13 protein-coding genes are annotated in these 12,448 nt (G+C 71.8%); 1 reads left to right on the top strand and 12 read right to left on the bottom strand.

Going from position 1 to position 12,448, the window contains the following annotated elements; translation table 11 throughout:
- Positions 1-87: 87 nt before the first annotated feature.
- The 6 genes from ACYVGN_RS12885 to coaA form a co-directional block, all read right to left on the bottom strand.
- Complete coding sequence (locus ACYVGN_RS12885) at positions 88-420, bottom strand: GIY-YIG nuclease family protein (RefSeq protein ID WP_460791226.1); 333 nt, start codon at positions 418-420, stop codon at positions 88-90.
- Between the two features lie 445 nt (positions 421-865).
- On the bottom strand, positions 866-1,288 hold the full coding sequence (tsaE, locus tag ACYVGN_RS12880) for a tRNA (adenosine(37)-N6)-threonylcarbamoyltransferase complex ATPase subunit type 1 TsaE (RefSeq protein ID WP_460791335.1): 423 nt from the start codon (positions 1,286-1,288) through the stop codon (positions 866-868).
- 64 nt (positions 1,289-1,352) lie between these two features.
- The gene (alr, locus tag ACYVGN_RS12875; RefSeq protein WP_460791333.1) at positions 1,353-2,450 is read right to left on the bottom strand and encodes an alanine racemase; all 1,098 of its coding nucleotides are present in this window, start codon (positions 2,448-2,450) and stop codon (positions 1,353-1,355) included.
- A gap of 17 nt (positions 2,451-2,467) precedes the next feature.
- Entirely contained in the window at positions 2,468-2,929 is a 462-nt protein-coding gene (locus tag ACYVGN_RS12870) for a holo-ACP synthase (RefSeq protein ID WP_460791225.1), read from the bottom strand.
- Between the two features lie 4 nt (positions 2,930-2,933).
- Positions 2,934-4,787 (bottom strand): glutamine--fructose-6-phosphate transaminase (isomerizing), encoded by a 1,854-nt coding sequence (glmS, locus tag ACYVGN_RS12865; RefSeq protein WP_460791224.1) that lies wholly within the window; start codon positions 4,785-4,787, stop codon positions 2,934-2,936.
- A 171-nt stretch (positions 4,788-4,958) separates the two neighbouring features.
- Positions 4,959-5,912, bottom strand: coding sequence for a type I pantothenate kinase (gene coaA, locus ACYVGN_RS12860; protein ID WP_460791222.1), 954 nt, complete (start codon positions 5,910-5,912; stop codon positions 4,959-4,961).
- Positions 5,913-5,992: 80 nt separating this feature from the next.
- Here coaA and ACYVGN_RS12855 point away from each other — a divergent pair, with 80 nt between their 5' ends.
- On the top strand, positions 5,993-6,925 hold the full coding sequence (locus tag ACYVGN_RS12855; RefSeq protein ID WP_460791220.1) for a Ppx/GppA phosphatase family protein: 933 nt from the start codon (positions 5,993-5,995) through the stop codon (positions 6,923-6,925).
- Here ACYVGN_RS12855 and glmM read toward each other — a convergent pair.
- The 6 genes from glmM to cysC form a co-directional block, all read right to left on the bottom strand.
- A complete protein-coding gene (glmM, locus tag ACYVGN_RS12850; protein ID WP_460791218.1) occupies positions 6,922-8,277 on the bottom strand; it encodes a phosphoglucosamine mutase in 1,356 nt (451 codons plus the stop codon). The genes ACYVGN_RS12855 and glmM overlap by 4 nt on opposite strands.
- 20 nt (positions 8,278-8,297) lie before the next feature.
- Positions 8,298-8,765 (bottom strand): 30S ribosomal protein S9, encoded by a 468-nt coding sequence (rpsI, locus tag ACYVGN_RS12845; protein ID WP_308068649.1) that lies wholly within the window; start codon positions 8,763-8,765, stop codon positions 8,298-8,300.
- A gap of 23 nt (positions 8,766-8,788) precedes the next feature.
- The gene (gene rplM, locus ACYVGN_RS12840) at positions 8,789-9,235 is read right to left on the bottom strand and encodes a 50S ribosomal protein L13 (protein WP_134747314.1); all 447 of its coding nucleotides are present in this window, start codon (positions 9,233-9,235) and stop codon (positions 8,789-8,791) included.
- Between the two features lie 174 nt (positions 9,236-9,409).
- Positions 9,410-10,534 (bottom strand): polysaccharide pyruvyl transferase family protein, encoded by a 1,125-nt coding sequence (locus tag ACYVGN_RS12835; RefSeq protein WP_460791216.1) that lies wholly within the window; start codon positions 10,532-10,534, stop codon positions 9,410-9,412.
- Between the two features lie 186 nt (positions 10,535-10,720).
- Positions 10,721-11,197, bottom strand: a complete 477-nt coding sequence (locus tag ACYVGN_RS12830) for an RrF2 family transcriptional regulator (protein ID WP_460791214.1) — start codon at positions 11,195-11,197, stop codon at positions 10,721-10,723.
- 43 nt (positions 11,198-11,240) lie between these two features.
- The gene (gene cysC, locus ACYVGN_RS12825; protein ID WP_460791212.1) at positions 11,241-12,404 is read right to left on the bottom strand and encodes an adenylyl-sulfate kinase; all 1,164 of its coding nucleotides are present in this window, start codon (positions 12,402-12,404) and stop codon (positions 11,241-11,243) included.
- Positions 12,405-12,448: the final 44 nt, after the last annotated feature.

Raw genomic sequence — 12,448 nt, 5'->3', positions numbered from 1 at the left:
CGGGACGCCGGGACATGACGCCCCGCGGCCACTGCTGCTCGCCGGTCGTTGAGCGGAGTGAGCGCCAGCGAACAGAGACGAAACGCCCTAAGCATCGCCGGTCGGCCTCCTGCCGCGCGTCACCCGTCGGTCGCTCCGAGAAGGGTGCGCGTCGCTCCAGCGCCGGATCGCCGCGATGCCGCCGTCGATGAAAGCCTCCCTCTTCGCATGGCTCCAGCCCTGGATGCTCTTCTCCAGCGCGAAGGCGTCTTCCACCCTTTCGAAGTCACACGACCACACGAGCTCCACAGGAAGCCGCCGCTTCGTATAGGCGGCGCCGAGCCCCTGCTTGTGGGCCGCGACGCGATTGTGCAGATCGATCGTGCTGCCCGCGTAGTAGGTACCGTCCGCGCAGCGGAGGATGTAGGTCCAGGCCGTCATGCGAGGACCGTACCGATCCAAGCGCCGGCAGCCGAAGCAGAGCGGAGTCGGGGCGCACGACTCGCGGCCTGTGGACGAGCGGCTCGCTTGGGCCGTTTCGTCTCCGCTTCGCTCCGCTCAACGACCGGGGCCTACGGGTCGTTGAGCGGAGGCGCGCCAGCGCCGGCGACGAAACGCGTCGAACCCCTGCCGGTCGTTGAGCGGAGGCGCGCCAGCGCCGGCGACGAAACGCGTCGAACCCCTGCCGGTCGTTGAGCGGAGGCGCGCCAGCGCCGGAGACGAAACGCACCGAACCCCTGCCGGTCGTTGAGCGGAGGCGCGCCAGCGCCGGAGACGAAACGCACCGAACCCCTACCGGCGTTTCGTCTCCGCTTCGCTCCGCTCAACGACCGGCCGCACGCGCTCGGTCGCTCAACCACCACGGCGCCGCGCCGCGCCACGCCCGTCAGCCGCGCACGCGCGCGATCGTCACCACGCGCGGGGCGTCGGCGTCGAGGTCTTCGGTGTCCGCGGCGGCGCCGACGGGGCGTTCGATCTCGATGTCGATCCATTCCTCGCGCAGGCCGTCGACCTTGCCGCGGCCCCACTCGACGATCGTGACGGAGCCGTCCACGTCGACGTCGAGGTCGTCGAGCTCCATGGCCGAGTCGAGGCGGTACGCGTCCGCATGCACGAGGGGCGCTCCGCCCACGAGCGAGGGATGCGTGCGCGCGATCACGAACGTCGGGCTCTGCACCGGCCCGCGCACGCCGAGCCCCTCCGCGATCCCGCGGGTCAACGTGGTCTTCCCCGCGCCCAGCGGCCCGGTCAGCACGATCAGATCTCCCGCGACCAGCCCGGCGCCGAGGCGGCGCCCCAGCGCCTCCATGTCCTCGGACGTCGCGATGTCGTGCCGCCCGAGCAGCTCGCCCGCAATCACAGAGCCGTCCTGTTCACCGCGCCACCCGCGGCACGCGGGCGCCGATCCGCGTGACGATCTCGTAGTTGATGGTTCCCGCGGCGTCGGCCCACTCGGTCGCCGAGGGCACGCCGGCGGCCGGATCGCCGAACAGCACGACCTCGTCGCCCACCTCGACCGGGTGATCCCCCACGTCGACCACGAACTGGTCCATCGCGATCCGCCCGGCCACGCGGAACCGCTCCCCGCGGATCACGACGGGCCCGGCGCCGGAGGCCTGGCGCGGCACCCCGTCGGCGTAGCCGAGGGGCACGAGCGCGAGGGTGCTGTCGCCGTCGGTGCGGTGCGTGTAGCCGTACGAGACGCCGTGGCCATCCGGAACGCGGCGCACCGCCGCGACGCGGGCGCGCAGCGTCATGGCGGGGCGCAGGCCGAGGTCGGCCGCGTCGCGGTCCTCGAACGGCGAGAGTCCGTAAAGGCCGATCCCGATGCGCACGGCGTCGAGCCGCGCCTCGGGCAGGTCGATGGCGGCGGCGGTCGCGGCGATGTGCGTCACGCTGGGGGTCAGGCCGGCCCCGTGCGCGGCGGCGACGCCGACCTCGAAGCGGCGCAGCTGCACGCGGTCGTCCTCGAGCGAGGTGTTCGACAGATGGCTGAACAGGCCGTCCACCCGCAGGACGCCCTCGCGCTCGAGCGCGGCGGCCTCGCCGAACACGGCCGACCAGTCCTGCGGCGCGAGGCCGTTGCGGGCCAGGCCGGTCTCGAGCTTCAGGTGCACGACGGCCGGATGCCCCTCGGTCGCCGCGCGAGCGGCGTCGCGCAGCTGGCGCAGGCTCGAGATGCCGAGCTGCACGTCCTGGGCGACGGCATCCGCGAACTCCGTCTCGGGCCCGTGGAGCCAGGCCATGATCGGCGCGTCGACACCGGCGGCGCGGAGGGCGAGCGCCTCGTCGACGTCCGCGACGCCGAGGCGCGTCGCTCCCCCGGCGAGCGCGGCGCGCGCGGCGGGCACCGCGCCGTGCCCGTAGGCGTCGGCCTTGACGACCGCGATGAACTCGCGGGTCCCGGTGACCTCGCGCAGCGTGCGGGTGTTGTGCGTGATGGCGTCGAGGTCGATGAGCGCCTGGCGCATCCAGGTGCCGGCCCCCGTCACCGGGGCTCCTCCGGGTCCATCGGCTCCGGCACATCCAGCAGCGCGGCCTCGTCGTCGGCCGGGACGTATTCGGCGCCGACCGCGTCGACCACCGCCGGACCGCCGTCGCCCTCCGCCGTGACGTACGCGATCGCGAGGCCCGCGTCGTGCGAGAGCGACAGGTGCAGCGTGGTGATGCCGCGCGCGGCGACGACCGCGGCGGTCGAGCCGGACAGCGAGAACAGCGGCGGCTGGCTGTCGCCCAGGCGGGCGATCTCGATCTCGTCCCAGTGCACCCCGTCCGAGCCGCCGAGCGCCTTGATCAGCGCCTCCTTGGCGGCATAGCGCGCGGCGAGCGAGCGCAGCGGCAGCTCGCGCTCGTGCGGCGTGAAGAGACGCTCCAGCAGCTTCGGCGTGCGCTCGATCGTGCGCTCGAAGCGCGGGATGTCGACCAGGTCGACGCCGATGCCGACGATCATGGCGTCACTCGACCGTGACCGACTTGGCGAGGTTGCGCGGCTGGTCGACGTCCAGGCCCTTCGCATTCGCGAGGCCCATGGCGAAGATGTGCAGCGGCACGACCGCCAGGATCGGCTCGTGCAGCGGCGACGCGAGCGGGATGCGCAGCACCTCGTCGGCGAAGGGCAGCACGGCGGCGTCGCCCTCCTCCGCGATCGCGATCACGCGGGCGCCGCGCGCGCGGATCTCCTGGATGTTCGAGACGACCTTGGCGTGCAGCACCGAGGCGCCGCGCGGCGAGGGGACGACCACGAACACCGGCTGACCGGGCTCGATCAGGGCGATGGGCCCGTGCTTGAGCTCGCCGGCGGCGAAGCCCTCGGCGTGGATGTACGACAGCTCCTTGAGCTTGAGCGCGCCCTCGAGGGCGATCGGGTAGCCCACGTGGCGACCGAGGAACAGGACGGCGCGGGTGTCGGCCATCCAGCGCGCGAGCTGCTCGATGCGCTCCTGCTCGGTGTCGAGGATCCACTGGATCTTCTCGGGCAGCGCCGCGAGCTCCTGGATCTGCGCGGCCTGCTCCTCGGGGGCGAGCGTGCCGCGGATGCGGGCGACGTGCAGCGCGAACAGGTACAGCGCCGTGATCTGCGCGACGAAGGCCTTGGTCGACGCGACCGCGACCTCGGGGCCGGCGTGCGTGTAGACGATCGCGTCGGACTCGCGCGGGATGGTGGCGCCCTGCGTGTTGCAGATGGACAGCGTCCTGGCGCCCAGGCGCGCGGCCTCCTTGACGGCCATCAGCGTGTCCATGGTCTCGCCGGACTGGCTGATCGAGATCACGAGCACGTCCGGCCCGACGAGCGGGTCGCGGTAGCGGAACTCGTGCGCGAGCTCCACCTCGACGGGGATGCGCGCCCACTGCTCGATCGCGTACTTGCCGACAAGGCCCGCGTAGGCGGCGGTGCCGGCGCCGAGGATGACGATGCGCGAGATGCCCGCGAACAGCTCGTCCATGCCGTCGAGCTCGGGGATGACCACCTGGCCGTCCTGGACGCGGCCGCGGATGGTGTTGGCGACGGCTTCGGGCTCCTCGGAGACCTCCTTGGCCATGAAGCTCGACCAGCCGCCCTTCTCGGCGGCGGACGCGTCCCACATGACCTCGAACGGCGACGTCTCGACCGGGGCGCCGTCGAAGTCGGTGACCTCGACGCCGTCTGGCGTGATGGCGACGATCTGGTCCTGGCCGATCGCGAGGGCCTTGCGGGTGTGCTCGACGAACGCGGCGACGTCGGAGCCGAGGAAGTTCTCGCCCTCGCCCAGACCGATCACGAGGGGCGAGTTGCGGCGCGCGCCGACGACCAGCCCGGGGTGGTCCTGGTGCATGGCCAGCAGCGTGAAGGCGCCTTCGAGGCGGCGCGCGACGGCGCGGAACGCGGCGACCAGGTCGCCCCCGCTCGCGCGGTACTCGCGGCCGAGGAGCACCGCGGCGACCTCGGTGTCGGTCTCGCTGCGGAACGCGAATCCCTCGGCGACGAGCTCGGCCTTGAGCTCCGAGAAGTTCTCGATGATGCCGTTGTGGATGACCGCGAGGCGGTCGTCGTCGGCGAGGTGCGGGTGCGCGTTGACGTCGGTGGGGCCGCCGTGGGTGGCCCAGCGGGTGTGGCCGATTCCGGTGGTGCCGGCCGCGATCGGATGCGCCGCCAGCTCGTCGCGCAGCATCGCCAGCTTGCCCGCCTTCTTGGCGGCGTGCAGCGCGCCGTCGCCGTCGATCACGGCGATGCCGGCCGAGTCGTAGCCGCGGTACTCCAGGCGGGCGAGGCCCGCGATCAGGATGTCCTGGCTGTCACGGGGCCCGACGTATCCGACGATTCCACACATGCGCTCCATCCTACGGTTCCGCCGACTGGAACCCGCCTGGGCGCCCCTCGGTCGTCGAGCGGAGCGCAGCCCCCGTCGCCGAGCGGAGCGCCCCCCGGTCGTTGAGCGGAGCGCAGCGGAGTCGAAACGGGCTGAGCGAGCGCAGCGAGCCGAAGCCGGCCGTCCCGGGCGCTACAGCTTCCGCAGCAGCACGGACTCGACCGAGTGGTCCACGCCCTTGCGCAGGACGAGCGAGGCGCGGTGCTTGGTCGGCAGCACGTTCTCGAGCAGGTTCGGCAGGTTGATGTCGTTCCAGTAGCCCCGCGCGGTCTCGGTCGCCTCCTCGTCCGTGAGGTGCGCGAAGACGTTGAAGTGCGAGGCGGGGTTGGAGAAGGCGCCCTCGCGCAGCGCGAGGAAGCGGTCGATGTACCACTGCTCGATGTGCTGAGCGTCGGCGTCGACGTAGATCGAGAAGTCGAACAGGTCGCTGATCGCGACGTCGTTCGGCGCGGGCGGGGGCTGCAGCACGTTCAGACCCTCGACGATCACGACGTCCGGTCGCCGCACCACCACGTGCGCGTCGGGCATGATGTCGTACTTCATGTGCGAGTAGAACGGGGCGCGCACCTCATCCGCCCCGCTCTTCACCTTGGTGACGAACTCGACCAGCGCGCGACGGTCGTAGGACTCCGGGAAGCCCTTGCGGTCCATGAGCCCGCGCCGCTCGAGCTCGGCGTTGCTGTAGAGGAAGCCGTCGGTGGTGACGAGCTCCACGCGCGGGGTGTCGGACCAGCGGCTCATGAGCTCGCGGAGCAGGCGCGCGATCGTCGACTTGCCGACCGCGACCGACCCGGCGACGCCCACGACGAACGGCGTGGTCTGGTCGTCGCGGCCGAGGAAGCCGCTGACGTCGCTGCCGAGGCGCTTGGTCGTCTTGGCGTAGATCGAGAGCAGGCGGCTCAGCGGCAGGTAGACCTCGCGCACCTCGGCGACGTCGAGCCGGTCGCCGATGCCGCGCAGCTGCACGACCTCCGCTTCGGTGAGCGGCTGATCCATGCCCGCCGCGAGGCGCGACCAGTCGCCACGGGCGATCTCGCTGTAGAGCGAGAGCGGGGCGGGGGGAGGGACGGCGCTCATCCGGCCCATCGTATCCGCGCATCCGCCCGTCGTTGAGCGGAGCGAAGCGGAGACGAAACGCGTCTGCACCCGCCCGATACCCTGGCCCCATGCGCCTGGGAGTCCTCGACATCGGGTCCAACACCGTGCACCTGCTGGTCGCCGACGCCCATCCGGGCGGACGCCCGCTGGCGGCATCGAGCCACCGGACCGTGCTGCGCCTGATGCGCTACCTCACGCCCGAGGGCGCGATCTCGGAGGAGGGCGTCCGCGCGCTGGTCGACGCCGTCACGCGCGCGAAGGAGCTCGCCGCCTCGGAGAACGTGCGCGAGCTGCTGCCGACCGCGACGTCTGCGGTGCGCGAGGCGGCGAACGGCCCCGAGGTGATCGCCCGCATCGAGGAGGCGCTGGGCCAGAGCCTGCAGGTGCTGGGCGGCGAGACCGAGGCGCGCTTCACGTTCCTGGCGGTGCGGCGCTGGTTCGGATGGTCGGCGGGGCGCATCCTGCTGTTCGACATCGGCGGCGGATCGCTCGAGATCGCGGCGGGCGACGAGGAGCTGCCCGACTACGCTGAGTCGGTGCCGCTCGGCGCCGGCCGGATGACGCTGGCGTACCTTCCGGAGGATCCGCCCGGCGAGCACGCGGTGGCCGAGCTGCGCGCGCACGCGGCCGCCACCCTGGCCCCGATCGCGGACGGGTTGAAGGGATCGCCGCGCCCGGATCACGTCGTCGGGTCGTCGAAGACCATCCGCTCGCTCGCGAAGCTCGCCGGCTACCCGCGGCCGGGATGGTCGGGCTCGCCCCGCATGGTGCTCCCGCGCCAGTCGCTCGGCCAGTGGATCCCGCGCCTGGCGCGCATCCCGGCGGCCGTGCGCAAGGAGCTGCCCGGCATCACGCCCGAGCGGACCGTGCAGATCACCGCGGGCGCGGTCGTGCTGCACGAGACCATGAAGGCCTTCGGCGTCTCGGAGCTCGAGGTCTCCCCCTGGGCCCTGCGCGAGGGCGTCATGCTCCGCTACATCGAAGAGCTCGGCTGGGCCTAGAGCCCGATGCGCTCCCGCACGACCTCGGCGAGCTGCTCCGCGTAGCGCTGCGCCGACTCCTCGTCGGCGGCCTCGACCATGACGCGCACGAGCTGCTCAGTGCCCGATGCGCGCAGCAGCACGCGCCCGGTGTCGCCCAGCTCGGCCTCGACCTCGCGCACCGCCTGCTGCACGCCCTCGTCCGAGACGCGCCCGCGGTCGACGTTCTTCACGTTCATCAGCACCTGCGGGTACACGGTCATGATCGACGCCAGCTCGGCGAGGGTCTTGCCCGTGCGGGCCATCTCGGCCACGAGGTGCAGGCCGGTCAGGAGGCCGTCGCCCGTCGTGGCGTAGTCGCTCATGATCACGTGGCCCGACTGCTCGCCGCCGAGCGAGTAGCCGCCCTCGTCCATCATCTCGAGCACGTACCGGTCGCCGACCGCGGCCTGCAGCACGGTGATCCCGCGCTCGCGCATGGCGACGTGGAGTCCGAGGTTGCTCATCACGGTGGCGACGAGCGTGTCGTCCTTGAGCCGGCCGCGCTCCTTCATGGAGCTGGCGAGGATGGCCATGATCTGGTCGCCGTCGACGACGCGGCCCTGCGCATCGACCGCGAGGCAGCGGTCGGCGTCGCCGTCGTGGGCGATGCCGACGTCGGCTCCGACGCGCACGACGGCGTCCGAGAGCTGCTCGAGGTGCGTGGATCCGACGCCGTCGTTGATGTTGACGCCGTCCGGGTCGGCGCCGATCACCGTCACGGTGGCGCCCGCATCCCGGAACGTCTCGGGCGAGACGCCGGCCGCCGCGCCGTGGGCGCAGTCGAGCACGACGTGGATGCCGTCGAGGCGGTGCGGCAGCGACTGCAGCAGGTGCACGACGTAGCGGTCCTCGGCGTCGGCGAAGCGCTTGATGCGGCCGACGTCGCCGCCCGTGGGGAGGAGCTTGGGGCCCTGGAGGGCCTCCTCGATGCGCTGCTCGACCACGTCGGGCAGCTTGACTCCGCCGTGAGCGAAGATCTTGATCCCGTTGTCCGGCGCCGGGTTGTGAGATGCGGAGATCATCACGCCGAAGTCGGCGTCGCGGTCGGCGACGAGGAACGCCAGGCCGGGGGTCGGGATGACGCCCGCGTCGTACACGTCGATGCCCGACGCGGCGAGGCCGGCCGACACGGCGGCGCTCAGGAACTCGCCGGAGATGCGCGGATCGCGGCCGATGACCACGGCCGCGCGCCGGCCTTCGGCCCGTCGGGCCTCGGCCGAACGGCCCTGGCCCAGGACGACGGCGGTCGCCTGGGCCAGGGACAGAGCAAGGTCGGCGGTGAGGATGCCATTGGCGAGTCCTCGCACGCCGTCCGTGCCGAAAAGGGGCATTCGGATGTGCCTCGTGCGCCTTAGCGCTTCGAGAACTGCGACGCCTTGCGGGCCTTCTTGAGACCGGCCTTCTTGCGCTCGATGACGCGGGCGTCGCGCGTGAGGAAGCCGGCCTTCTTCAGGGTCGGGCGGTTGTTCTCACGGTCGATCTCGTTCAGCGCACGGGCGATGGCGAGACGCAGCGCGCCGGCCTGACCCGAGGGGCCGCCACCCGAGATGCGCGCGATCACGTCGTACGCACCGGCGAGGCTGAGCACCGTGAAGGGGTCGTTGATCAGCTGCTGGTGCAGCTTGTTCGGGAAGTAGTCCTCGAGCGTGCGGCCGTTGACCGTGATCGTGCCCGAGCCCGGGACGACGCGCACGCGGGCGATGGCCTGCTTGCGGCGACCCACGGCGGCGCCGGAGACGTTGAGGACGGGGCGCTCGGCGACGGGGGCCTCGGCGGCCGGCGTCTCGGTCGAGTAGTTCTGGATGTCGTTGTCAGTCACGTTGAATCCTTGGATGCCGGCGCTTACTGGGCGACCTGGTCGAGGGTGTACGTCTTGGGCTGCTGCGCGGCGTGCGGGTGCTCGGCACCGGCGTACACCTTCAGCTTGGCGAGCTGCTGACGGCCGAGGCTGTTCTTGGGGAGCATGCCACGGATGGCCTTCTCGACAGCGCGGACCGGGTTCTTCTCGAGCAGCTCGGAGTACGAGACGGCCTTGAGACCACCCGGGAAGCCCGAGTGACGGTAGGCCATCTTCTGCTGGAGCTTCTGGCCCGTGAGCGCGACCTTCTCGGCGTTCACGATGATGACGAAGTCGCCCATGTCCATGTGGGGGGCGAAGGTGGCCTTGTGCTTGCCACGCAGGAGCGCGGCGGCGTGCGAGGCGAGGCGGCCGAGGACGACGTCGGTGGCGTCGATCACGAGCCACTCGCGCTGGGCCTCACCGGCCTTCGGGGTGTAAGTGCGCGTCACAGTAGTGCTGCTTTCTGTTCGAACGGAGTCGTTCGTGAATCCCGCTCCGGGGCGGTTCTCCCGACGATGTCGGGCAAACCAGCCGGTGGAGGGCTCACGTTCGCTGTGCCCGCAGTTGGGCACCAAGGGTCTACCTTACCGCACGACACGCCCGGGCGCGAATCGGCCCCCCGATCACGCTCCGGGCATCCACGGAACGCCGATGGACCGGAGGCGCCCGCTCGCGGCCGTGATCGCGGCGCGACGCGCGTCCCGCTCCGCCCACACCCGCTGCGCGACCGCCAGCGCTTCACCCGCGTCGCCGTTCGCGGGCGTCACCGCGTCACCCTGGCCGTACCACTCGAACTGCCCTCGGAACTTGTCGAGATAGTCGAGACCGACCGTCGGGACTCCCGAGCTCAAGGCCGCGACGGCAGCGTGCATGCGCGCGGTCACGCACAGGTCGACGCCGCCGAGCAGCCCCTTCGCCGAAGCCGCGCTCACAGGCGACACGGCGGAGGCACGCTCTCCGAGCTCGCCGGCGATCCGCTCCGCGAGGGCCGGGTCGCCCGGAGTCGGTCTCAGATCGTGGGCGACCACGAGGACCCGGTCCGCGCGCTCGAGCAGGCCGCTTCCCAGTGCGAGGAAGTAATCGTGGACGCGCTCGGCCGCTCCGAGCCCGAACAGACCCAGGTGACCGTTCACGACGAGCGCGATCGTGCCCGGCGAGGACCGGCGCGCATCATCGGGCATGAGACTGAATGCGATGTCGGGCACGGCCCCGACTCGCCGGCCGAAGATGTCCTCGGCGCGACCTCGTGACGCCTCGTCACGGACCCAGATCCCGACGTCCGGCTCGAGCCGGCGCAGCAGTCGCGCGACGACGGCGGGCACCCCTTCTCGGATGCTGAAATTGACCAGGCGCGCCGGGATTCCCGCACGGGCGGCCTGGTTCAGGAAGTCGATGCGCGCGCTGACGCCACGAGCCCCGTAGGCGGCGTCCATCGCGTCAGCCCCCAGGACCACCGCCGCCCCGGCGCCATCCAGGGCCCGGCGCCGCACGAGGAAGCCGGCACCCACCGCGTCGTCGTCCATCGCGCGCACATCTGCGAGCCCGGCATCGGCCCAGCCCGATGCGCTGCCCGGCGTCAGGAGCGACACGTCCCACCCCTGAAGGGCGGCCGCCTGTCGCGTGGCGACGACCATGGCCTCATCGCCGAGCGACCCGTGGACCGCCGGAGAAGCGAGGAGCAGGCTGCGGGTCGGCTGCACCCGGATGGCCGGATCGCGCGGATCGAGGACATGGCTGAGCGTCGCCATGCGCAACGCCGCGGGCCGGATCGCCCGCTTGAGCATCCGCCACGCGGCGTCCCCTCGCGCACCGGCCGCATCAGTTCCTTCGAGCCGTGATCCGCCCATCGGAGCGATTCCCCTTTTCCGTGTTTTCCGACTGTTTTTGTCGAGAATAGCCGAAGCAACGTCGCCCGACAGGTCCTGCCGACTCGGTCAGTCGCCGAAGGGGCTGGACTGCTCCCAGGCCGACGGATCGTCGACCAGCGCCCGCACGACGGACGGAAGCCTTCCCTCCGCGAGATCCGCGATGCTCGTCGTCTCGAGCACGTTGCGGACGCTCGCGCGGAGGGCGACCCACAACTCGACCATCGCGCGGCCGCCCGCCTGCGGATACTCCATCTCCGATGGCCGCACGTCCCGCACGTAGACGAGCGGGCCGTCGACCGCTCTGACGACGTCCGCGACCGTGACCTCCTCCGCCGGGCGCCGGAGCCGGAAGCCACCGCCGGCACCACGACGACTTTCGATCAGACCGGCACGACGCAGCTGGGTCAGGATGCTCTCGAGGAAGGCCGTCGGGATCTCCTCGTCCGCGGCGATCGTCTCGGCGCGGATGAGGCCGTCGAGGCGGGCCTGCGCCAGCGCGACCACCGCACGCACCGCGTAGTCGGCCCGGGCGGAGATGCGCATCGCCCCATTATCGCCGCCCGCTCGCAGACGTCTCGTGCCCGCGTCAGCCGCGGGCCGCCTGGGCGTCGAGACGGCGGAGCGACGCGAGGATCCGCTCCACCGCCTCGCCCGGCTCCACCTCGGAGGCGTCGATGACGACGTCCGCGTCGGAAGGCACCTCGTAGGGATCGCTGATGCCGGTGAACTGCGGGATCTCGCCCGCACGAGCCTTGGCGTACAGTCCCTTGCGATCACGCTGCTCGCACACCTCGAGCGGAGTCGCGATGTGCACGAGCAGGAACCGCCCGACGCTCTCGACCCGCTCGCGCATCTCAGCGCGCATCACCTCATACGGGGCGATCGGCGCACACACCGCGATGCCACCGTGCTTTGCGACGAGTGCGGCGACCCAGCCGAGGCGTCGCACGTTCATCATCCGGTCGTCACGCGAGAACCCGAGGCCCGACGAGAGGATGAGGCGGACCTCGTCCCCGTCCAGGAGGCTCACCGTGCGGTCATCCCGTGCCGCGAGCTCCTGCACCAGAAGCTTCGAGATCGTCGACTTGCCGGATCCGGACAGCCCGGTCAACAGGATCGCACGCCCGCGCGAACCCTCGAGCGGGGTCTCCACGAGGTCGATCTCGTCGGCGACGAGCGCACGCGCCGCCGACACCACGGCCTCACGCCACTCCTCCGGGGAGCGATCCCGCACATCGGGCGACGGCAGCACGACGACGCGGCGCCCATGGGCCTCGGCAGCCTTCACGCCATCCGCGAGCGCGTGGGAGTCGCCGTGATCGAGCACGACGACCGCGGCGCCCTCCCCAGCCTGCACCGGAAGCTCCCCCGGCGGCGGAACAGCGCCGGTGAACACCACCGCCCTCGGCGAGCGCTCGGCGCCCGCTCGCGCACGGATATCCATCCAGTCGCGGTGACCGAGCTCACGCCGTTCGGCCACGGCGCCGGTGAACACGGCGCGGCGAGGTGGTGCAGGCGCCTCCCCCGCACCGATCCGTGCGGGCTCACCCGCCGCGGAGGCCTCGGCTGCCGCCACCGCCTGCACTGCCAGCTCGGCGACGTCCGTCCCCTCGCTGTCGAGGAGCCTCAGCCGATCGCCGGCTCCCGCCTCGACACCCGCGAGAACGAGTCGCAGGCGCATCGCCCCCGCGAGGGCGAGTTCGACATCTCGCAGCTGCGGCTCGGTCAGAGTCACATCGTGGACGCTCATCTTCTCCCATTCGTCGTCGGGGCGGCCGTCGCATCAATCCAAGC

The organism is Microbacterium lacusdiani, from assembly GCF_054779895.1.
This window is presented reverse-complemented; position numbering and strand designations above follow the sequence as displayed.

What these genes read in the sequence shown, in the direction of transcription:
- ACYVGN_RS12855 (WP_460791220.1), top strand. Translation starts at nt 5,993, where the DNA reads ATGCGCCTGGGAGTCCTCGACATCGGGTCCAACACCGTGCACCTGCTG.
- glmS (WP_460791224.1), bottom strand. Translation starts at nt 4,787, where the DNA reads ATGTGTGGAATCGTCGGATACGTCGGGCCCCGTGACAGCCAGGACATC.
- coaA (WP_460791222.1), bottom strand. Translation starts at nt 5,912, where the DNA reads ATGGGCCGGATGAGCGCCGTCCCTCCCCCCGCCCCGCTCTCGCTCTAC.
- alr (WP_460791333.1), bottom strand. Translation starts at nt 2,450, where the DNA reads ATGCGCCAGGCGCTCATCGACCTCGACGCCATCACGCACAACACCCGC.
- ACYVGN_RS12830 (WP_460791214.1), bottom strand. Translation starts at nt 11,197, where the DNA reads ATGCGCATCTCCGCCCGGGCCGACTACGCGGTGCGTGCGGTGGTCGCG.
- ACYVGN_RS12885 (WP_460791226.1), bottom strand. Translation starts at nt 420, where the DNA reads ATGACGGCCTGGACCTACATCCTCCGCTGCGCGGACGGTACCTACTAC.
- tsaE (WP_460791335.1), bottom strand. Translation starts at nt 1,288, where the DNA reads ATGGAGGCGCTGGGGCGCCGCCTCGGCGCCGGGCTGGTCGCGGGAGAT.
- cysC (WP_460791212.1), bottom strand. Translation starts at nt 12,404, where the DNA reads ATGAGCGTCCACGATGTGACTCTGACCGAGCCGCAGCTGCGAGATGTC.
- glmM (WP_460791218.1), bottom strand. Translation starts at nt 8,277, where the DNA reads ATGCCCCTTTTCGGCACGGACGGCGTGCGAGGACTCGCCAATGGCATC.
- ACYVGN_RS12870 (WP_460791225.1), bottom strand. Translation starts at nt 2,929, where the DNA reads ATGATCGTCGGCATCGGCGTCGACCTGGTCGACATCCCGCGCTTCGAG.
- ACYVGN_RS12835 (WP_460791216.1), bottom strand. Translation starts at nt 10,534, where the DNA reads ATGGCGACGCTCAGCCATGTCCTCGATCCGCGCGATCCGGCCATCCGG.